Consider the following 20,340-nt stretch of genomic DNA (forward strand, 5'->3'; position numbering starts at 1 on the left):
TTTTTATATTAAGCCAACGCCGTAAGTCAGCAACGGTGGCAGGGCGTTTATCAGTCAAAGACATTAGTCAAGAATATGAGCAAGTTAAAGATGATATGTTAATGTCAAGTATGGACGAACTAGAAGCTAAGCTGTTTATGAAAGATCTAAAAAAACAGAAAAAACTTGAAAAGAAACAGGCAAAATTAGCGGCTAAACAAAAAAAGAAACAAGTTAAAAAGCAAGAAAACTCTAACGAACAGTCAACGCTAGATAATACAACGCAGCCAGCAGAAAGTAATACAGACCAGCAAGCAAAACCAAAATTGTTTGTACTGTCTTTCAACGGCAGTATGGATGCGCATGAAGTTGAAGAATTACGTCAAGAAATTACCGCTGTATTGGCTGTTATTAAACCAGAAGATAAAGTTGTGGTTAAGCTTGAAAGCCCTGGCGGGGTGGTTCATGGTTATGGGCTTGCAGCATCACAGCTGTTACGGTTTAGACAGCATGATATTCCTTTTACTGCGGTTGTTGATAAAGTCGCGGCCAGTGGTGGGTATATGATGGCATGTACTGCTAACAAAATTGTGGCAGCGCCATTTGCCATTGTGGGTTCTATTGGTGTGGTTGCACAAATTCCTAATTTTAATCGCTTACTTAAAAAACATGATGTGGATATTGAGTTACAAACAGCAGGTGCGTATAAACGTACGTTAACCATGTTTGGAGAAAACACTGAAGAAGGTCGCCAAAAATTCAAACAGGAATTAGAAGAAACTCATCTTTTATTTAAAGATTTTGTTAAAGAGTATCGTCCAAACGTGGATATCGAACAAGTTGCCACTGGCGAGCATTGGTTTGCAACGCAAGCCAAAGATAAAGGCTTAGTTGACGAAATTAGCACTAGTGATGACTTTATTTTATCTCACTTAAAAACACATAAAATTATCGCTGTTAGTTATCAACGCCGACAAAAATTATCAGAAAGAATTTCGAAAAACGTCGTAAAGAGTGTCGAAAAATTATTTTTTAGACAAGGAAATGGGCTGTAATAGCCCTTTTTTAATATAAGTTATGTAAAGGCTTATATTGACACCTCAGTTTTTGTTAAAAAATAATCAATTATTCAAATGTATATGTTTTTTAATGAATACAAATATTCAACATATATTATTTTCTAACGATAGCATCAATTGTTAAAACTGAATATCTATTAATCTAATTGCGATTTAATATACACCTATATTCATACAAATTGATGGATATGGCTCCATTCTATTACATATCTTTTTCTATTCACAAATCATTATGCTTGAGGACAATTATTATGTTTCAATGGCTTTCAAACTGGATTTTAGATGGGCTTAAACACTCTCCCGAAATTTTATTATTTTTATCGTTGAGTTTAGGTTATTTGATTGGTGGCATTCGGATGGGTAAATTCCAACTCGGTGGTGTTGCTGGTTCGTTGCTTGTTGCTGTCGCTTTAAGCGTTTTTGGTGTGACTATTGACGCAGGTGTTAAAGCGATTCTTTTTGCGTTATTTATTTATGCAGTGGGTTATGAAAGTGGTCCGCAATTTTTCCGTTCACTTGGTATAAAAACCTTACGTGAAATCTTTTTAGCATTATTTATTGCGGCGGCAAGTTTTGTGACTGTCATCGTACTAGCCAAATTATTCCATTTAGACAAAGGTCTTGCAGCTGGATTAGCCGCAGGTGGTTTGACACAATCGGCAATTATGGGCACAGCCTCTGATGCATTAAGCCAATTAGGTTTAAGCGCAGATGAATTAAGAAAAATGCAAGCAAATGTAACTATTGGTTATGCTGTGACCTATATATTTGGTTCACTAGGTGCCATTATTGTGTGCGTTAATATTTTGCCAAAAATCATGGGGAAAGATATCGCCGATGATGCAATTAAAGCACAGACTGAACAGCTCCATGGTTCGCTTTTATTGGGCGCTGATCAAAATTTAGCTTTATCAGATATTAGTGGTCGTTTATACCGTATTACCAATAAGATCAGTCAAACGGTTGCACATGTTGAACAAACGGTTAATGGCATCAGTATTGAACGTATCAAGCGTGGTAATAACATTATTGAAGCAACGCCTGAAACAGTATTAAAATCGAAAGATATCATTCTGGTTGTTGGTCACCGTAATGCAATGATCAAGGCGCATGATCTACTTGGTAACGAAGTTAATTCAGCATCAGGTATGGATGTCGTGATGAATAAGCTAGATGTTGAAATGCGTAACAGTAATTATGTGGGTGAAAATCTGGCACAAGTGCTGGCTTCTGACGAAGTGATGAAATTAAAACATGGCATATACCTTTTAGCTATTCATCGTGATGGTCAACCTCTACCTATTAATAACGATATCTATTTAAAATTAGGTGATGTTATTACCATTTATGGTGCTGATGGCGATCTTCGTCGAGTTGTTGATAAAATTGGTGCACCAATTACCAAAAGCGAAAAAACTGACTGGATATTCCATGGTTTAGGACTTGTTGTTGGCCTTATTATTGGTTTAATTGTGATTCGTGTTAGCGATATTCCTATTACATTAGGCGCAGGTGGTGGTGCACTTTTATCTGGCTTATTATTTGGTTGGTATCGTTCTCTTCATCAAACTATCGGTAATATTCCAACGGGTGCTGTGCAACTGTTAAAAGACTTTGGTTTAGCTGGATTTGTTGCTGTTGTGGGATTAAGTTCTGGTCTTCAAGCAATTAATACTATTAAAGAACAAGGTTTATCGCTATTTCTAATTGGTGTAGTTGTGACTTTATTACCCATGTTGCTTGCCATCTATTTTGGTAAATATGTGCTTGGCTATAAAAATGCAGCAGTATTTGCTGGTGCTTTAGCAGGATCGCGAAGTGCTAACCCCGCTTTTGGTGAAGTGCTCAATAAAGCTGGCAATTCAACGCCAACTAACTCTTTTGCTATTACTTACGCTTTAGCTAATGTTTTCCTAACTTTATTAGGTCCATTAGTTGTTGCTTTTGTTTAATTGATATATCAAATTAAGGGTACTAATGTATGAAAAACAAAACAGAATATAGCCAATATGCTAATTTAAGTCCTTTTGAATTAAAAGATAACTTAATTAAACTGGCACAAAGCCATACTGATCGGGTGATGTTAAATGCGGGTAGAGGTAATCCAAACTTTTTGGCTACTTGGCCTCGTCAAGCATTTTTCCAATTAGGTGTGTTTGCAACTCAAGAATCCGAAATGTCATTTTCATATTTAAATGAAGGTGTTGGCGGTATGCCAATTAAAGCAGGATTAACTGGACGCTTTGAACATTTTATTTGTCAAAATTATAATACCCCTGGTGTGGCATTTTTAGGTAAAGCTTTTTCTTACATCCGAGATCAACTTGGGCTTGATGAAAACGCTTTTTTACAAGAAATGGTAGAAGGTATTTTAGGATGTAATTATCCTGTACCTGATAGAATGCTCCACTTTAGTGAAGATATTGTTAAAGCCTATGTGTTACAGCAAATGGGGGCCCAATATCTAGATCGTGATAATATCGATTTATTTGCCGTTGAGGGTGGTACAGCCGCCATGGCTTATATTTTTAACTCCATGAAAGAAAACGGATTAATTCAAAAAGGTGATAAAATTGCTATTGGTGCGCCTATATTCACACCTTATCTTGAAATTCCAGAACTTAATGATTATCAATTAGTTGAGGTATTAATTAATTCTGATCCTAATTCAAATTGGCAATATCCTGAGTCAGAATTGCGTAAATTAGAAGATCCAGCAATTAAAGCCTTTTTTGTTGTTAATCCATCTAATCCACCATCAGTTAAAATTGATGATAAAAGCTTAAAAATTATCGCTGATATTGTTAAAAAACGCCCTGAATTGATTATTTTGACTGATGACGTTTATGGTACATTTGCCGATGATTTCCAATCTTTATTTGCCATTTGTCCTAAAAATACCATTTTAGTTTATTCATTTTCTAAATACTTTGGTGCGACAGGTTGGCGATTAGGTGTTATAGCAACGGCTAATGATAATGTGATAGATAAAACCATTAAAGCATTACCAAGCAAAACTAAACAGATCTTAAATAAACGCTATAGCTCAATAACAACTGATCCGGAAAATCTTAAATTTATCGATCGCTTAGTGGCTGATAGCCGCGCTGTAGCATTAAACCACACTGCCGGCCTTTCAACACCACAACAAGTACAAATGGTCTTATTTGCATTGTGTGAAATGATGGATAGTGATCAAAGCTATAAAAACGCATTAAAATCACTTATTCGTCGCCGTGCAGCATCGCTTTACCAACATTTGGGGCTTAAACATACAACTGATGAAAACAGTGTTGATTATTATACACTTGTTGATCTTGAGCATATTTGCCGAGAATTATATGACGATAAATTTGCTCAATGGATATTAAAAAATAAAAATCCGACTGAGATGTTATTTAGAATAGCAGACGAAGCGGGGGTCGTTCTATTACCAGGTAAAGGATTTGCTGTACAACATCCTTCTGCTCGAGCATCGTTAGCTAACTTAAATGAATATCAATATGCAGCGATTGGCTTATCAATGCGTAAATTGGCTGAAGAGTATTATGATGAGTATAAGGGCAAATCAGATAAAAAATAGTTAATTATTTAGATTTGTTCATCTAACTATTAATCAAACCCTAGTTTATCTAGGGTTTTTTTATTGAGTTAGCAAGTTAATTTTTCAATGTATTACGAGGTGTTCCATCTGTTTTCAGCTTAGTTTGCTTTTGTAATGCAGTAAACTTTTGATCTGTCACTTCTACAACACATTGTGCGACTAGAGTCTCATTTTTTACATGGGCAATGGATACTCTTAAATAATTGCCAAAATTGGTTTTTAATAAACTTTCATAATAAAAAACCACGCACTGATCATAAGGCCATTGATTATCATTTTCATACTGTTCAGCAATCATTTTCCTTAGCTCTGATGAGCCAAAAGCAGGTTCATATTCTACTTTTGCCTGACCTGTTTTTGAACAAGCTCTATCTTTATAGTTGCTAGATTTTAATCCTTACTAAGTATGAAGTTATTACCCTTTTCTAGTCAATGAGAAATAATAACCAATTGAATAAAAATAATAATACAAGGAAAATACGCGTTTATTTGTAGGGCTTTCAGCCTGAATTATCACCATCCTAGCGGGCAGTTCAATACTGTCAAGTTAACTATTTTTTTATAGTAATCTTAATACAGATAATCTATCAATAACACATCTTTGATTATTTGCTACTACTTGCGATTATATTGGTAGATTTAGTATGTAAGAAAGTGGCAAATAAAGAAGTAATTGACAATTCAAGATAATAAGAACTAATGTGAAATAGTATACTGGATTTTAATATATTTATTTCTAATGTAAACTTAAAGAAGATGACAGAAGCACAGGAGAAAATAAAAATATCCCAGTTAATTTCAAATAATTGATTTAATATAATTTATTTATTAATCGCCTCATATATATAACTGTGTTCTACCTTTTAAACTGTGTTCTACCTTTTAAACTGTGTTCTACCTTTTAAAAGTGGACTATATTGGATTGCTATGGACTAAAATAATATGGTGTTCAATCAAAGTCAAACCGAAGTTCTGAGTGATGATCATCAAATTTAGCTTTATGAAAAAAGTTAATTTGACGGTGCCAACCAAAGAATTACAAAACACTCTGGTTCAAAATTATCTATCTCTCATGTGCTTTGGTGAAAAACCGAACCGCTTACGGAAATAAATTGCAAATCTAGATCCTGAATCATATCCAACTTCTTGTGCGATTTGTGTAATATTTAAATGAGTGGTTTGTAGTAGCTTTAATCCATAACTCATTCTTGCCTCAAACAGTATATTAGACAAACTTGTTCCTTCATCAGATAGGCGTCGTCTTAATGTTGACTCACTCATGGCAAAATGTTTTGCAATTGCTTTTGATTGCCATTTTTTGTAGGTGCACCTAAAATTAATCGTTCCAGCTTCTGCTTAAGACCTTCATTTACTGAGATAGGAAAATTAATATTTACTATTTCTAAGCATCGTAATAATTGTATAAATTGATGTAAAAGCAAATCATAATTTGAGAGAGGATCTTGAATAATACTGATTGTATAATTTATTGATGCATTAAAAATATTGGGAACAGATCGCACGATTTTTATCTGATGGGTAAAGTCTGTTGACTGTGTGGTTTTTAAAGACTCATACTGTTTTAGTATTTCTTGTGGCCAAGTAAAACAGTCGGCCAAATAAATTTTATTTTGAATATTTTGATTAGTAATATCTAAAAGACTGTTAGCAGGAACAACTAATAATTCTCCTGCTAATATCTCATAAATTTCACCTTTATAGCTGATAACCTTTGATCCTTGAACTACACGAATTAACATTGGATCAACTATTCTCACCTGCGATAATTTATAATTACAACTTTGTGAAACTCGTGAGTACTGACCTAATTTAGTAAGCTGCTGTGATTTTTTTATTACCTGATTCAAAAAATATCCTATTAGCAATATTTTATTGCTGATAATTGTACATTATTGTCGCTTTACCTAATAGATTCGTATTTGCAATAAATCCTATTAATGCGGGGGATGTTGAATCACTAACATTAATATGTTCAATACTTAAAGCATAAATAGTAAAAATATAGCGATGACTTGTGCCTTTGGGGGGGCATGGCCCCCCCATAATAAACATTACCAAAATCATTGCGCACAGCTTTGCTTCCTTTTGGTAATAGCAAGGTATTATTACCTGCATTTTTTACAATATAATTTACATTCGCAGGTATATTGGCGACTACCCAGTGCCACCAACCAGAGCCAGTTGGCGCATCTTGGTCATACATAGTAATGACGAAGCTTTTTGTACCTTGAGGTGGATCGTTCCAACTAAGACTAGGTGAAATGTTCTCACCATTACAGCCAAATTCATTAGCAATATATTGACTAGTAAAACCATTCTTGGACAGATCACTACTTTGTATGCTAAAGCTTTGTGCGAAAGTATTAAAACTGACTAAATACAAAATAAAAATTATTATCTTTTTCACTTTATTTCTCTTATCATAAATTAGAGTGAAATTATTTTAGATAGAAAATAATAAAAATTCTGCACAAATTAGCTCAATTATAGTACAAATGTGCTTAGATAATAATTCTATTTAGAGTTTAGTGAAGTTTTTTAACACGATTTGGTGTTATCAATTTAACCCATCCCTTGTATGGATATTGTCAAATTAATTTTCTAACATGGGTTTGAATTAGAAGATAGCTATCAAATTACAATTTACCATTAAAAGTTAACTTGACAGTCCCTAACAAAATATTAAAACATGGTGTTTTATTTGATATGATTTTTTAGATATTGATTTCTTCTATGCCTTGAGAGAAGATGGCGGAAGCGCAGAGATTCGAACTCTGGGAGGGTCGCCCCTCGCCGGTTTTCAAGACCGGTGCTTTCAACCGCTCAGCCACACTTCCGCAATGGCTGTAAATACTAAAGTAGACTTGCTTATTTGTAAATAGCTATTTTAATATTTTTTATCGTTTGCTTCAAATTTAATCAAATTATATAGAAAACACACAATGATGGCGCTTTCTTTTTCAAAATTAGTGTTGGATTTTGATTAATTGAGTATAATAAAACGCAAATGAATTAGCGTATGTTAAAAATGTTAGAGCAAATAGAAACCGATGATAAAGGCTATTTAAAAAACTGGCAGGATTGGACTATTGATTTGGTTCCTGAACTGGCTGCTAATGAGTGTATTGAATTAACCGATGCGCATTGGGAGGTTATCTTATTTGTCCGTGATTTTTACTTAGAATATAAAACATCACCAGCTATACGTGCGTTAGTTAAAGCGATGGAAAAGAAGTTCGGTGCACAAAAGGGTAATAGTCGCTATTTGTATAAGTTATTTCCTGATGGCCCAGCTAAACAAGCGACTAAACTTGCAGGCTTACCAAAGCCCGTTAAATGTATATAGATAAAGGATAACGTTACATTCATGATAAGATGGAAGCTCCCTTTATTACTATTAGTTGTGTTTGGTTATCTCCAATATTCTTTATGGTATGGCAAAAATAATGTGTACGATTATCGGGATAATGTAGAGATGTTAGCCAGTTTGCGGGCTGATAATGAGAAATTGAAGGCTCGTAATGAGCAAATGTTTGCTGAAATTAACGATCTACAACGTGGTTCTGAAGCGATAGAGGAGAGGGCTCGCAGTCATTTAGGTATGGTAAAAGCTAATGAATATTTTTATCGAATTATCATTGATTCAGATTCAAAAAAACGATAATGCATAACATGAATAATCTTAATGATATTATCGCTATTGTGCCAGCTGCAGGAATTGGTTGTCGCATGAATAGCCAAATCCCTAAACAGTATTTAAAAATCGATTCAAAAACAATCTTAGAACACACAATAAATAAATTATTAACACATCCTCAAATAGCGAAAGTTATTGTTGTTATTAGCCCTGAGGATAACATCTTTAGCTCGCTCTCGATAGCTTCGCACGATAACATTAGTATCACTTTAGGCGGTAAAACTCGTGCTGATTCTGTGTTAGCAGGATTACAATTGTTAAATAATAAGCAATGGGCATTAGTTCATGATGCAGCAAGACCTTGTGTGGATCATGATGACATATCTCGCTTGATAGAAACGGTGATCAATAAAAAGCAAGGTGGCATTTTGGCTATGCGTATTAGCGATACGATAAAACGAGCACGCCAAGATAATGACACTATTATTGATTACTCTGAAGATCGAACTTATTTATGGGGCGCAGCAACACCTCAATTATTCAATGCTGGTGAGTTAAAATCTTGCTTACAACATGCTTTAAACAACCATATCGCAATTACTGATGAAGCTTCAGCTGTTGAGTATTGTGGGGGGCATCCTTTATTAATTGAATGTCGTCGAGACAATATAAAAATAACGCGTCCTGAAGATTTAGCGTTGGCTAATTTTTATTTAACTAAGCAAATTTTAAATAGGTAAAAATATGAGAATAGGTCATGGATTTGATGTCCATAAGTTTGGCGGTGAAGGTCCAATTACGCTTGCTGGTGTAAAAATTCCTTATCAATATGGACTTATTGCTCATTCTGATGGCGATGTTTTATTACATGCAATAACAGATGCGCTGATTGGTGCATTGGCGTTAGGCGATATTGGTAAGCTATTTCCCGATACAGATCCAAAATATAAAGGCATAGATAGTCGGATCTTATTGAAAGATGTGTACAGTATTGTTCAAGTTAAAGGTTATGAATTAGTAAATTTAGATGCCACTATCATTGCGCAAGAACCCAAGATGAGACCGCATGTTGATCAAATGAGAATTAATATAGCTGAGGATTTAAAAGCTCATTTTGATCAAATTAGTGTTAAAGCAACAACAACCGAGCAGTTAGGCTTTACGGGACGTAAAGAGGGCATTGCTTGCCAAGCAGTAGTATTATTAGCTCGAAAAACTAAAGCAGATTAAATTTAAAAGTAGGCAATACAAGTGTTAACACAACTTAATTATTTATATGGAAAACCGACAGCCACAGGGCAATATAAGCAACAATACGAAGATTTTGTCGTTACAGAACATCTTGGTTTTGAGTTGACTGGTGAGGGTGAGCATGTTTTAGTTTATTTGCAAAAACGTGATTGTAACACTATTTTTGTGGCTGAACAGTTAGCTAAATATGTTGGTATTTCAACTAAGTTAGTGAGTTATGCAGGATTAAAAGATCGTCAAGCGATAACAATGCAATGGTTTAGTTTACATATGCCAGGTCAACAAACGCCAGACTTCTCAGGATTTGATTTAGCAAATTGTCAGATATTAAAAGTTACCCGGCATAATAAAAAATTAAAAATAGGGGCGTTAAAAGGTAACTATTTTAAAATTATTTTGAGAGATTTAACCGCTCAATCTGAAATCGAATCTAAATTAGCATTGATCAAACAACATGGTGTACCTAATTATTTTGGTGAGCAACGCTTTGGCCGTGGTGAAAATAATATTATCCAAGCCATAAACTGGGCAAAAGGGGCTATTACGGTTAAAGATAGAAAAAAAAGAAGTTTTTATCTCTCTGCAGCGCGAAGTGCTATTTTTAACGACATTGTGAGTAAACGAATTGAACAACAGCTTCATAAAACTGTTATTGATGGCGATATATTACAACTAGCACAACGCAGTAGTTGGTTTGTTGTACAAACAGATGAGCTAGCATTGTTACAAGCACGTTTAGAAAACGGTGAGATTAATATTACAGCACCAATGATGGGGGATTCACCACTTGGTACACAATTTAAAGCGTTGGAGTTTGAACAAGAATGTTTAGAAAATTGGTCTGAATTTTATGATCTATTTAAAAAAGAGCGCGTTGAGACAGCAAGGCGCTCACTATTGTTACGAGCAGATCAACTCAATTGGCAATGGTTAGATTGTCATAGTCTTGAACTTGATTTTTATTTGCCATCAGGTTGTTATGCAACAAGTGTGATACGTGAATTAATAATAGAAAATGAGTAGCCAAAATGCAAAGCCCAAAAATGCAGTCCCTAATTAAATTTTTGCGTCAACAAGCAATAAAAGATGAGCGAGTTTTAGATGCTATCGCTTCAATTCCTCGAGAACATTTTGTTGATGAGGCGTTGTCCCATCAAGCTTATGATAATTGTCCCTTACCAATAGGTAATGGGCAAACTATTTCTCAGCCCTATATTGTAGCAAAGATGACCGAATTATTAAGGTTAGAGCCTCACTCAAAAGTGCTCGAAATTGGTACAGGATCGGGATATCAAACTGCGGTTTTGGCAAAATTAGTTGAACATGTTTGTTCGCTGGAACGTATCAAGAGTTTGCAATGGAATACTAAACGCCGTTTAAAACAACTTGATATTCATAATATTTCGACACGCCATGGTGATGGTTGGTTAGGTTGGCCAGAGCGAGGGCCATTTGACGGTATTATCGTTACTGCCGCCGCATCCGAAGTACCACAATGTTTATTAGAACAATTAGCAGATAAAGGCCGGCTAGTTATTCCGGTTGGTGAAAATAAACAGACTCTCCAATTAATTGAGCGTGATGGACATAATTTTATCGTGAAAGATATGGGTGAGGTAATATTTGTTCCTTTAATTAAAGGTGATATAGAATAATAGGTCTGCATTTCAAATAGGAAATAAAATATTTATTTTCTATTTGAAACACATTTGGTCCTAAAATCTTTTGACAATATCTAATATATTTATTGTTTCAGTTTAGAACGTTCCCATTCACAGATTCCATAAATAGCATTAAACAAGTAAATTAAGTATTGTGTTGCAATAACGATATTGTCGGTATAGATATTTAAACCAATTACCAGTACATTTAATATAACCCATAAATACCAGTTAAACGCATAGCGCATCATCAATAATAATTGAGCAACAATACCTAGACCAAATATAAAACAGTTAGTTATTAGTTGGTAGGTTGTATTAGTTGCACCAATTTTATCCGTTAAATAAATATTAATAAAAGCGGCAATAATAAGAAATATGATTGTATATAAAAATGTGGTTTCATTGAGTGAGCGAACTTTAACGTTTTTATTATTATCAAGGTTCTTTTTCCAAGTGAATAAACCATAGATGTGTGAACAAAAATAGTAGACTGGCGGTAGTCCTGCACCAATATTGCCGCCAAGAACATTAGCACAACATTCTGCAACTACGGCAAACATACCTAATACATTCCCCATGTTTTTACGTTTTGCTAATAAGATAACACATAGCAGACCGCAAAAAGCGCCTATGTAAGAAGTAGCATAGCGTAAATCAAATTCAGTAAATGGGTCAGTGTATAAGAATGCTAGCGTTACACATAATATACAAAAAAATGGATAGAATTTACTGCGTCCAATTAAAATGGCAAGATTGCTTAATTTATTCATAATTCATTACTCTTCATCATTAATAAGTTGATTAACTAGTTCAATGCAACGTAAATAACGTTCTTCGTAATCGGGCGATTCTATTTCTATATATTTGATATTATTTTTTTCTAATAACGTTATTAATAGTTTTTGAAAATCTTTACGTTGTTTTGGACTGCCTAAATGACGTAAACCGTCAGCCACCCATGGCGTGTTATTGCCAAGTAAAATCACTAAATCAAAACGATAGTTATTGATCATAGCTTGTAAAAATGGATGTTCTTTACCTTCATATTTTTTACAAAAAGCTTGAGTTGTCACAAAATCGGTATCAATAAATGAAATTTTATTGGCATGTTTTATGGCAAAATCGATATATTGTGCATGCCCTAATGCGATTTTATCGTAGTCAGCATACTGTAATGCGCGTTCGTCCCCGCCAAGTTGAGAAAATACATAATCCCGACCATATTCCCATGCACTGGTTGTGTTAAATACGTTTGCTAGTTTATTCACTAAAGTCGATTTACCACTAGATTCACCTCCTAAAATGGCAACGGTTCTAACAAAAAATGGTCTAACTTCGGTTGGTATGTATTGCCAGTTTTTTAGCGGTGCTTGACGGATTTGAGTACCACTTATTTGCATAAATTGTCGTTTTGGATCAATTAAGACGGTTTCTAGATCAAACAAATCTTTATACATAGCAACATCTTGTGGTTCGCTTGAATACACAAGATCAGGGTTAATTCCTTTGGTTTTAAATAATTTTTTTACCCGCTCACTCCATTCATGCCAACCATTAGGATAAGCTGGAATACCGTCTTCTTCGAGTAATTCAATGTGGATATTTTTTTGATATTTAAAAGTTTGCAGTAACCAGCGAATACGATCGTTAATTGTTGGTTGGCGGGACATAGCACTTTGTTCAAATAGTGTCATATCACGAGTTGTATCAGAACAAAGTACGACATAGAGTTCATCCACTTGGCTGATTGCGCGCTGAATGAGATAGATATGTCCTGTATGTAAAGGATAAAACTTACCAAAAATAACCCCCACTTTTTTGTTTTGGGTTGATTCTTCAATTTGTAAATATTGATGAAGTGATTGTAATTTTTGTGCACTTGGATTTTTAATTTTATTATTAATTAGCTGGCTTAGGTAGCCTTTAGTCATGTGGCAGGCATCGGCAACTGTTTGTAATGATATGTTTTTTCGCTTTATTACTGTTTTTAAATAACTGAAGTCACACATAAGATCTCCTTATATTTTGTTTTTTATCTTAAACACAATATAAATCAATTATGCACTTTGTTCAATATATTAAACAAAAATAATTTATTTTGATATAGGTTATTGGCAATTTATAACAATTAAATTAAAAAGAATAAATACTCTTTTGAGTATTAATAATTGTGCTATAACTTAATTAACTGATAACATGAGATATTAAAATAGGTGAAATTAATTTTTTATAAAAGAGAAAAATGAAAATGAAAATTCAACAAATTGCTTTTTTAATCGCATTCGCTTCTGGTAGCGTTTTTGCCAGCAATAATGTAACACTCAATAAAATAACCCTGTTTTTGCAAGGTGCTGAATTGCAAGGGCAGTCAACGGTGTCGTTAACTAAAGGTGAAAGCGAAATTGCATTAACTGGAATTGCTGATGGTGTTAGAGCTAATTCAATTAATGTGGGATTTGGTAAAAATGCTAATGTAAAAGTACTCTCAACGTCATTAAATGAAGATTATTCTAACAATGATAAACAAAATGACGAAATTAAGCCTTTACTCGAAGAGTTACAGCAATTACATGAAAAACGTGATACGGCTGATATTCAATTAAAAGCCATATCTGAACAAGTTGCTCTTTTACAAGGAAATCGTTTAGATTTATTAGTAAAAAGTGACAATGATAGTTTAAGTGGAATGAAAAATACCTTAGATTTCATTAAAATCAATTTAATCGCAACACTAAATGAACAAAATAAACGTCAAAAAGAAGTCGATCAGATAGATGTCCAAATAAGGCAATGTCAAGATAAAATTGATAAGCGCAAAGCATTAACAAACAGTCCTAACAGTGCAATTATCGTCAAGGTTTATTCTGACAAAGATATGACATTACCAGTTACTTTATCTTATGTCACCAATAAAGCTGGTTGGGTTCCAGTTTATGATGTGCGTGTTGCTGATATCAACTCCCCGTTACAATTAACTTATAAAGCAGATATTTATCAAAATAGTGGCTTGAATTGGCAGAATATCGATTTTAGTTTATCGACTTCTAATCCAAGTGACGGAATAACGGCGCCTGATTTATTGCCTTGGCATATTGATATCTATTCTGAAAAAGGAGGCTTCTTTTTTTCTAAACATGATGATATAAGTGCAAAAGTATCAAGATCCGTTCGCCCTGATGATAATGCATTAACCAATACTTTAGGCATTAACACGCGCTTTGAGGTTAAATTGCCCTATACCATTAAATCGAATACCCAAAGTAATATCCTTACGTTACAGAACAAAGAAGTTGAAGCAAAATATCATTACATTGCCATTCCTAAATTAGATAGTAGCGTGTACTTACAAGCACAAATTACTGATTGGGATAAATTAGACCTTTTGCCTGGAAAATCGACAGTATTTTTTGATGGCAATTATATTGGTGAGAGTTTTATTACTACTAAAGATTTAAAAGAAACATTGGATATCTCTTTAGGAAAAGATAAAAACATTTTTATATCGCGTAATCGTAATATTAATGAAACATCAAAACCTTCGTTATTTGGTAATGATATTTCACAAAAATATGCTTATACCATTGATGTAAAAAATGCCAAATCGCTACCAATTGATATTATTGTTTATGATCAGCTACCGAATATTATAAACAAGACAGTAGTGCTTGATGATGCTAAATATGATGATGCAAATTATGATAAAAAGACTGGCACATTAATGTGGCAATTTAAATTAAATCCAAACGAAAATAAAAATCTTAATTTAAGCTTTAAACTTACTTATCCAAAAGATAAAGTTAGCGATATAATTGGATTGTAGATAAGTTAATCATAGACGTAAAATATGTTAAATCAGTGGCTCAGCCAATTTAAACAAGACAGCCAAATTAGTTTGCTGGATATTCATTTGGCATATTTTCTAACCAATAAAGCGAAGCTAAATGATGATATTACGGCTAAACGTTTTAGTTTTTTGGTGCTATCGTTAAGTAAAGAGGTAAGATCTGGTCATGTTTGTCTGGATCTTACTTACTTAACTCAATCTACTATTGAGCCGCAACTTTGGTTAGATTTAGGATCACCGAGCGAGCATGATTGGAAACTCACACTAGAACAAGCAGGTAATCATCAGGTTGTGAGCGATGGAGCAAGTTTATCTCCGCTTATCTTTATTGAAAATAAACTCTATTTTCAACGTATGTGGTTGGATGAAAAAAATGTCGCTCAATATTTTAATCACACAACGCTGGATAAAGAGTTAAGCGGTGATGCTGATTTAAGCGCAATACTTAATCAGCTTTTTGTCTACAATGAATCTGAAATTGATTGGCAAAAAGTAGCCGTCGCTTTGGCATTAACACGTAAAGTTGCTATTATTTCGGGGGGACCTGGTACTGGCAAAACAACCACTGTTGCCAAAATTTTAGCCGCAATTATGCAAACCAACCCAAAAGCTCGCTTGATTACCGCAGCGCCAACGGGTAAAGCCGCATCAAGGCTAACCGAATCATTGAGCCGAGCAATAGAACAACTCTCTGTGACAGCACTAAATATAAAAGCTGAAGCGATCACTTTACACCGCTTATTAGGTGCAAAAGCAGATAATCGTTCATTCAAGCATGATAAGAACAACCGATTGCATGTCGATGTATTAGTGATTGATGAAGCGTCAATGGTGGACTTAAATATGATGGCAAGGGTTATTGAGGCACTACCAAATGCTGCTCGTTTAATTTTATTAGGCGATAAAGATCAACTATCATCAGTTGAAGCAGGAGCCGTATTTGGTGACCTTTGTACTTTTATTACACATGGTTATAGTGAGCCACGAGCCAAAGAACTTAGTCAATTAACTGGCTATATTGTACCGGCTTGCAAGCAAACAGTTGCAATCACTGACAGTATTTGCTTATTACAAAAGAGTTATCGCTTCAATGAATCATCTGGTATTGGGTTATTGGCTAATGCAGTAAAAGAGGGACGTTCAACGGTTGTTAAGAAATTACTATTTGATGAGTCGTTAAGTGATATCCAATATCACGCACTTTCATCTCAGCAAGCTTATCATGATGTTTTACAAGATAGTATTAATCATTATCAACATTATTTAAATATGATTAAGCAAAGCGGAACGCACGATATTGCGGCAGTTTTAGCTAAATTCGCCGAATATCGTTTACTTTGTGCCGTAAGAGAAGGTCATTTTGGTGTAGAAGGTTTAAACAAACAAATTGAGTTATTATTAGCTAAAAATAAATTGATTCATTTAAAAAATAAAGAAACATGGTATGTTGGCAGACCAATTATGATTTTACGTAATAGTGCTTCATTAGGGCTGTATAATGGCGATATTGGCATTACATTAATGGCAGAAAATGATAGCTCAAAGTTACGAGTGTATTTTCCCTTCGCAGATGGTTCAATTAAAGGGTTTTCACCATTTCGATTACCTGAACATGAGACTGCTTATGCCATGACCATCCATAAATCGCAAGGATCAGAGTTTGATTATGTTAATGTGATTCTGCCAATTGATTATTCGCCGTTGCTCAATCGTTCTTTGCTTTATACCGCAATTACCCGTGCTAAAAAAACCGTTGCAATTTATGCAGTTGAATCAATTTTAATACAAGCGATTAAATCACAGACACAAAGGCATAGTGGTTTAGTGGATTTATTACAAAATAACTCATAAGTTTGAGTATTTTAAGCACTGTTAAATGAATTGTTATTTATCGGGTTTGTTGGTAAAAGTTTCGGGTGGAGTAATAAAACAGGGCGATAAGCCCTGTAATAATTAACTTAATGAATAATCTTAGCTAAAAAGTCTTTAGCACGATCTGATTGTGGATTAGTAAAGAATTGCTCTTTTGAGGTATCTTCAATAATTTCACCAGCATCCATAAAGATAACACGGTGGGCTACTTTACGCGCAAAGCCCATTTCATGAGTAACCACCATCATGGTCATGCCTTCATAAGCGAGCTCAACCATCACATCTAATACTTCATTTACCATTTCAGGATCAAGTGCTGAGGTTGGTTCGTCAAACAGCATGACAATAGGATCCATACATAACGCGCGAGCAATGGCAACACGTTGCTGTTGACCGCCAGAAAGTTGTGCGGGGTATTTATCGGCATGAGCAAGTAAACCAACGCGCTCTAACAAGTTAAGCGCTTTTTCGCGAGCTTCTTCGTCTGTTCGACCTAACACTTTAATTTGTGCAAGGGTAAGGTTTTTTAAAATAGTTAAATGTGGGAATAGTTCAAAATGTTGAAATACCATACCCACTTTAGAACGTAACTTTGCTAAGTTAGTTGCTTTACTTGTAACTTCGGTTCCATCAATAATAATTTTGCCTTTTTGTACAGGCTCTAAACAATTTACGGTTTTTATCAAAGTTGATTTTCCTGAACCCGAAGGACCGCAAACCACCACAACCTCGCCTTTACCAACTCGAGTTGTGCAGTTTTTTAATACCTGAAATTGTCCATACCATTTTGATATATTTTCTAAGGAGATCATCGATTTATCCCTTTTTTGTAATAATTAACTAAACGTGAAGCAGTAAAACAAATTATAAAATAACTTGCTGCTGCAAAAATAATCATTGAATACTTAACCGTACCACCTTGTACATTACCGATTTGTGTCACACTTGCTCCAAATAGGTCTATCAAGCTCATCACATACACCAAAGAAGTATCTTGGAATAAGATAATACCTTGAGTTAATAATAGTGGCACCATCGATCTAAAAGCTTGCGGTAAAATAATTAAACGCATGGCTTGGCCTTTAGTCATACCCAAAGCGTAAGCTGCATGATATTGGCCTTTAGCAACAGCATTAATACCTGCACGAATAATTTCAGAATAATAAGCAGCTTCAAAAAGTGCAAAAGCAATCATTGCAGAAATAATTCGTACGTCAGCATAAGGAGGAAGATTAAATACATATTTAATAACCTGTGGCAATGCTAAATAGAACCATAACAATACTAATAATAGCGGGATAGAACGGAATAGGTTGACATAGCATTTAGCAAAAATATTAAATAATTTATTATTTGATAAACGCATTAATGCCAGTACTGTACCCCAAACAATACCAAAAATCACCGCAGTAAAAGTAATTTTCGTTGTTAACCATAGCCCACTTAGTAATAAGTGGTAGTTATTTAACACGAGTGAGGGGATATTGGCAATCCAATTAAATAACTGCATTTTATCCTCCATGATTCATATTAGGTAAACGCGTGTGTTTTTCAACAATTCGCATAATAGTCAATACAGCATAGTTAATTAACATAAATGCAATAGTGACTCCACATAATATTTCCACAATACTATTGGTTGACTCATTAATACGATCGATTTGACCGATTAAATCGATTAACCCAATAGTTGAAGCAACCGATGAATTTTTAATAATATTGGTCATTTCTGATGTTAAAGGTGGAATAATACGTCGGTAAGCATTTGGCAATAAAACATGCATATAAGCTTGTTGATTGGTTAATCCAAGTGCAATGGCGGCATATCGTTGACCTTTAGGTAAGGTTTGAATACCCGTTCTTACTTGCTCAGCAATACGCGCAGATGTAAATAACCCCAAAGCAATTGCAGCTGTGATAAAAGAGCTAACATTAGGCGATAAACCAGAAATAAACCATGTTTTTAAACTCCCAGTTAAGATTTCCGGAAATAACATGTACCATAAAAACATTTGTACGAGTAGCGGAATATTACGAAATAGCTGAATATAGCCTGCTGCAAAGTTATTTAGAAACCGATTTTCTAAGGTTCTACATATTCCCACAAGCGATCCTAGTATAAATGCGATGATCCATGCAGCCGCAGCTAATGAAACTGTCACAAAAATACCATTTAACAGCCAATTTAGGTAAATTCCATCACCGTAAGGTGTTGGTTCAAAAAACAAAGCCCAGTTAAATTTTTCAAAGAATTGAATTATCTCAGACTTAAATATTTCATAAGAATTCATAATATACTTTATACATAAAATTAGGTTATGTACTAAATGTTAAAAACATTTAGTACATTGGATTAGAAAGATAAGAAAAGTATTAATCTAATGCTTTATCGTTAGGATTGGCAAAAAGTTCAACCATTTTTGGTGAAATTTCAAGATCCATATTTGCGCCTTTTGGCGGAACAGGTTGAGTAAACCATTTATTATAGGATTCTAGTGCTTTTCCTGATTTTTGCGCATCAGCAATTGTCTTATCCATTAATTGCTTAAATTGTGTATCGCCTTTTCTTAGCATACAGCCGTAAGCTTCATAAGAAAGTGGTTCGCCCACAATTTTCCATTCAGCGGGATTAATTGCGCGTGAGCGTTCACCTGCAAGTAGTGCGTCATCCATCAAAAATGCAGCAGCACGACCTGTTTCTAATGCATTAAACGCATCACCATGATCTTTTGGCGTAATGATACGAATACCTAAATTATTTTTATTGTTGATTTGATTTAAACGAATTTCAGACGTTGTACCTGCCGTAGTGACCACATTTTTGCCTTTTAAATCCTCAATACTATTGATATTGCTATCAGCTTTTACTAAGAATCGAGTACCAACAATAAAAATGCTGTCTGAAAAACCAACCGTTTTTTGGCGTTCAACATTATTAGTTGTCGAGCCACACTCAAAATCGTAAGTGTAGTTATTGAGTAATTGAATACGAGTCTTAGAAGTAACTGGTAAATATTTCACTTTAAGATCAGGCATGTTTAATTCTTTTTTAACCGCATCAACGATTAAATTAGAATAATCTTGTGAATAACCAATAACTTCTTGTTTTTCACCATAATAGGAAAATGGAATTGAAGATTCACGATGACCAACAACAATAACGCCACTATCTTTAATTTTGGCTAATGTACCACTAAGTTCCTCTGCAATAGCTGAACTAGTCATTAGGCCTAACATTGCAAATGATAACACTAGTTTGGTTAATTTTGTCTTTCTGTTCATACTCATCTCCTACTGTTTAGTTTGTATCATATTAAATAAATTTAATATTTTTACAAAGGGGGTATATTATAACTTATTTTTTATCATAAAAGTACTTTTTACTGTTT

At 34.3% G+C, this 20,340-nt stretch carries 22 protein-coding genes and 1 tRNA gene; 11 read left to right on the top strand and 12 right to left on the bottom strand.

What is annotated here, in order from left to right:
• From sohB to A9G30_RS00775, 3 genes are all read left to right on the top strand, one after another.
• A partial coding sequence (gene sohB, locus A9G30_RS00765; RefSeq protein ID WP_065587749.1) for a protease SohB occupies positions 1 to 1,034 on the top strand: 1,034 nt, incomplete at its 5' end.
• A gap of 275 nt (positions 1,035 to 1,309) precedes the next feature.
• Positions 1,310 to 3,010, top strand: coding sequence for an aspartate-alanine antiporter (gene aspT, locus A9G30_RS00770; protein ID WP_065587750.1), 1,701 nt, complete (start codon positions 1,310 to 1,312; stop codon positions 3,008 to 3,010).
• A 29-nt stretch (positions 3,011 to 3,039) separates the two neighbouring features.
• The gene (locus A9G30_RS00775) at positions 3,040 to 4,641 is read left to right on the top strand and encodes a bifunctional aspartate transaminase/aspartate 4-decarboxylase (RefSeq protein WP_065567906.1); all 1,602 of its coding nucleotides are present in this window, start codon (positions 3,040 to 3,042) and stop codon (positions 4,639 to 4,641) included.
• A 76-nt stretch (positions 4,642 to 4,717) separates the two neighbouring features.
• Here A9G30_RS00775 and A9G30_RS00780 read toward each other — a convergent pair whose 3' ends face one another.
• The 6 genes from A9G30_RS00780 to A9G30_RS00800 form a co-directional block, all read right to left on the bottom strand.
• A complete protein-coding gene (locus tag A9G30_RS00780; RefSeq protein WP_065587751.1) occupies positions 4,718 to 4,960 on the bottom strand; it encodes a hypothetical protein in 243 nt (80 codons plus the stop codon).
• 761 nt (positions 4,961 to 5,721) lie between these two features.
• Positions 5,722 to 5,943, bottom strand: coding sequence for a helix-turn-helix transcriptional regulator (locus A9G30_RS00785; RefSeq protein ID WP_065583337.1), 222 nt, complete (start codon positions 5,941 to 5,943; stop codon positions 5,722 to 5,724).
• Entirely contained in the window at positions 5,940 to 6,530 is a 591-nt protein-coding gene (locus tag A9G30_RS00790; RefSeq protein ID WP_065587752.1) for a hypothetical protein, read from the bottom strand. Before A9G30_RS00790 ends, A9G30_RS00785 begins: the two co-directional genes overlap by 4 nt.
• 22 nt (positions 6,531 to 6,552) lie before the next feature.
• Positions 6,553 to 6,747 (bottom strand): hypothetical protein, encoded by a 195-nt coding sequence (locus tag A9G30_RS13305; protein WP_335340247.1) that lies wholly within the window; start codon positions 6,745 to 6,747, stop codon positions 6,553 to 6,555.
• Positions 6,656 to 7,090: a YbhB/YbcL family Raf kinase inhibitor-like protein gene (locus A9G30_RS00795; protein WP_255305713.1), complete on the bottom strand. Its 435-nt coding sequence runs from the start codon at positions 7,088 to 7,090 to the stop codon at positions 6,656 to 6,658. The genes A9G30_RS13305 and A9G30_RS00795 overlap by 92 nt, the downstream gene beginning before the upstream one ends.
• A 342-nt stretch (positions 7,091 to 7,432) precedes the next feature.
• Positions 7,433 to 7,520, bottom strand: a tRNA-Ser gene (locus tag A9G30_RS00800).
• A 182-nt stretch (positions 7,521 to 7,702) separates the two neighbouring features.
• Between A9G30_RS00800 and A9G30_RS00805 the strand changes: the two genes are divergently transcribed.
• From A9G30_RS00805 to A9G30_RS00830, 6 genes are read left to right on the top strand one after another with little or no spacing between them, the layout of a single operon-like run.
• Positions 7,703 to 8,029 carry a TusE/DsrC/DsvC family sulfur relay protein gene (locus A9G30_RS00805; RefSeq protein ID WP_442903037.1) on the top strand — a complete coding sequence of 109 codons (327 nt, stop codon included), beginning with the start codon at positions 7,703 to 7,705 and terminating at the stop codon, positions 8,027 to 8,029.
• Between the two features lie 21 nt (positions 8,030 to 8,050).
• Positions 8,051 to 8,347 (top strand): cell division protein FtsB, encoded by a 297-nt coding sequence (gene ftsB / locus A9G30_RS00810; RefSeq protein ID WP_065567910.1) that lies wholly within the window; start codon positions 8,051 to 8,053, stop codon positions 8,345 to 8,347.
• On the top strand, positions 8,347 to 9,060 hold the full coding sequence (gene ispD / locus A9G30_RS00815; protein ID WP_081295522.1) for a 2-C-methyl-D-erythritol 4-phosphate cytidylyltransferase: 714 nt from the start codon (positions 8,347 to 8,349) through the stop codon (positions 9,058 to 9,060). The genes ftsB and ispD overlap by 1 nt, the downstream gene beginning before the upstream one ends.
• Positions 9,061 to 9,064: 4 nt before the next feature.
• Positions 9,065 to 9,550, top strand: a complete 486-nt coding sequence (gene ispF / locus A9G30_RS00820) for a 2-C-methyl-D-erythritol 2,4-cyclodiphosphate synthase (protein ID WP_065587754.1) — start codon at positions 9,065 to 9,067, stop codon at positions 9,548 to 9,550.
• A 21-nt stretch (positions 9,551 to 9,571) separates the two neighbouring features.
• Positions 9,572 to 10,594, top strand: a complete 1,023-nt coding sequence (gene truD / locus A9G30_RS00825; RefSeq protein ID WP_065587755.1) for a tRNA pseudouridine(13) synthase TruD — start codon at positions 9,572 to 9,574, stop codon at positions 10,592 to 10,594.
• A gap of 5 nt (positions 10,595 to 10,599) precedes the next feature.
• Positions 10,600 to 11,226, top strand: coding sequence for a protein-L-isoaspartate(D-aspartate) O-methyltransferase (locus A9G30_RS00830; RefSeq protein ID WP_065580121.1), 627 nt, complete (start codon positions 10,600 to 10,602; stop codon positions 11,224 to 11,226).
• A gap of 89 nt (positions 11,227 to 11,315) precedes the next feature.
• Here A9G30_RS00830 and pnuC read toward each other — a convergent pair whose 3' ends face one another.
• Positions 11,316 to 12,005, bottom strand: a complete 690-nt coding sequence (pnuC, locus tag A9G30_RS00835; RefSeq protein ID WP_065567915.1) for a nicotinamide riboside transporter PnuC — start codon at positions 12,003 to 12,005, stop codon at positions 11,316 to 11,318.
• Between the two features lie 6 nt (positions 12,006 to 12,011).
• A complete protein-coding gene (gene nadR / locus A9G30_RS00840) occupies positions 12,012 to 13,244 on the bottom strand; it encodes a multifunctional transcriptional regulator/nicotinamide-nucleotide adenylyltransferase/ribosylnicotinamide kinase NadR (protein WP_065567916.1) in 1,233 nt (410 codons plus the stop codon).
• Positions 13,245 to 13,483: 239 nt separating this feature from the next.
• Here nadR and A9G30_RS00845 point away from each other — a divergent pair, with 239 nt between their 5' ends.
• On the top strand, positions 13,484 to 15,055 hold the full coding sequence (locus A9G30_RS00845) for a DUF4139 domain-containing protein (RefSeq protein WP_176700815.1): 1,572 nt from the start codon (positions 13,484 to 13,486) through the stop codon (positions 15,053 to 15,055).
• Between the two features lie 24 nt (positions 15,056 to 15,079).
• Positions 15,080 to 16,930, top strand: coding sequence for an exodeoxyribonuclease V subunit alpha (gene recD, locus A9G30_RS00850; protein ID WP_065587757.1), 1,851 nt, complete (start codon positions 15,080 to 15,082; stop codon positions 16,928 to 16,930).
• A 107-nt stretch (positions 16,931 to 17,037) separates the two neighbouring features.
• Here the strand turns inward: recD and A9G30_RS00855 are convergent, their stop codons facing one another.
• From A9G30_RS00855 to A9G30_RS00870, 4 genes are all read right to left on the bottom strand, one after another.
• Positions 17,038 to 17,763: an amino acid ABC transporter ATP-binding protein gene (locus A9G30_RS00855; protein ID WP_065581451.1), complete on the bottom strand. Its 726-nt coding sequence runs from the start codon at positions 17,761 to 17,763 to the stop codon at positions 17,038 to 17,040.
• The gene (locus A9G30_RS00860; protein ID WP_065587758.1) at positions 17,760 to 18,461 is read right to left on the bottom strand and encodes an ABC transporter permease subunit; all 702 of its coding nucleotides are present in this window, start codon (positions 18,459 to 18,461) and stop codon (positions 17,760 to 17,762) included. The genes A9G30_RS00855 and A9G30_RS00860 overlap by 4 nt, the downstream gene beginning before the upstream one ends.
• A gap of 1 nt (position 18,462) precedes the next feature.
• Positions 18,463 to 19,242, bottom strand: a complete 780-nt coding sequence (locus A9G30_RS00865; protein WP_065587759.1) for an amino acid ABC transporter permease — start codon at positions 19,240 to 19,242, stop codon at positions 18,463 to 18,465.
• 82 nt (positions 19,243 to 19,324) lie between these two features.
• Positions 19,325 to 20,233, bottom strand: a complete 909-nt coding sequence (locus A9G30_RS00870; protein ID WP_065587760.1) for a glutamate/aspartate ABC transporter substrate-binding protein — start codon at positions 20,231 to 20,233, stop codon at positions 19,325 to 19,327.
• Between the last annotated feature and the right edge of the window lie 107 nt (positions 20,234 to 20,340).

This window comes from Gilliamella sp. Fer4-1 (genome assembly GCF_001690515.1).
In the GTDB taxonomy this organism is placed as follows: Bacteria; Pseudomonadota; Gammaproteobacteria; order Enterobacterales; family Orbaceae; genus Gilliamella; species Gilliamella apicola_C.

Excerpts from the sequence above, each read along its gene's own strand:
- aspT (WP_065587750.1), top strand. The coding sequence starts at position 1,310 with ATGTTTCAATGGCTTTCAAACTGGATTTTAGATGGGCTTAAACACTCT.
- A9G30_RS00775 (WP_065567906.1), top strand. The coding sequence starts at position 3,040 with ATGAAAAACAAAACAGAATATAGCCAATATGCTAATTTAAGTCCTTTT.
- A9G30_RS00780 (WP_065587751.1), bottom strand. The coding sequence starts at position 4,960 with ATGATTGCTGAACAGTATGAAAATGATAATCAATGGCCTTATGATCAG.
- A9G30_RS00785 (WP_065583337.1), bottom strand. The coding sequence starts at position 5,943 with ATGAGTGAGTCAACATTAAGACGACGCCTATCTGATGAAGGAACAAGT.
- A9G30_RS13305 (WP_335340247.1), bottom strand. The coding sequence starts at position 6,747 with ATGATTTTGGTAATGTTTATTATGGGGGGGCCATGCCCCCCCAAAGGC.
- A9G30_RS00805 (WP_442903037.1), top strand. The coding sequence starts at position 7,703 with ATGTTAAAAATGTTAGAGCAAATAGAAACCGATGATAAAGGCTATTTA.
- ftsB (WP_065567910.1), top strand. The coding sequence starts at position 8,051 with ATGATAAGATGGAAGCTCCCTTTATTACTATTAGTTGTGTTTGGTTAT.
- ispD (WP_081295522.1), top strand. The coding sequence starts at position 8,347 with ATGCATAACATGAATAATCTTAATGATATTATCGCTATTGTGCCAGCT.
- ispF (WP_065587754.1), top strand. The coding sequence starts at position 9,065 with ATGAGAATAGGTCATGGATTTGATGTCCATAAGTTTGGCGGTGAAGGT.
- A9G30_RS00830 (WP_065580121.1), top strand. The coding sequence starts at position 10,600 with ATGCAAAGCCCAAAAATGCAGTCCCTAATTAAATTTTTGCGTCAACAA.
- pnuC (WP_065567915.1), bottom strand. The coding sequence starts at position 12,005 with ATGAATAAATTAAGCAATCTTGCCATTTTAATTGGACGCAGTAAATTC.
- nadR (WP_065567916.1), bottom strand. The coding sequence starts at position 13,244 with ATGTGTGACTTCAGTTATTTAAAAACAGTAATAAAGCGAAAAAACATA.
- A9G30_RS00845 (WP_176700815.1), top strand. The coding sequence starts at position 13,484 with ATGAAAATTCAACAAATTGCTTTTTTAATCGCATTCGCTTCTGGTAGC.
- recD (WP_065587757.1), top strand. The coding sequence starts at position 15,080 with ATGTTAAATCAGTGGCTCAGCCAATTTAAACAAGACAGCCAAATTAGT.
- A9G30_RS00855 (WP_065581451.1), bottom strand. The coding sequence starts at position 17,763 with ATGATCTCCTTAGAAAATATATCAAAATGGTATGGACAATTTCAGGTA.
- A9G30_RS00860 (WP_065587758.1), bottom strand. The coding sequence starts at position 18,461 with ATGCAGTTATTTAATTGGATTGCCAATATCCCCTCACTCGTGTTAAAT.
- A9G30_RS00865 (WP_065587759.1), bottom strand. The coding sequence starts at position 19,242 with ATGAATTCTTATGAAATATTTAAGTCTGAGATAATTCAATTCTTTGAA.
- A9G30_RS00870 (WP_065587760.1), bottom strand. The coding sequence starts at position 20,233 with ATGAACAGAAAGACAAAATTAACCAAACTAGTGTTATCATTTGCAATG.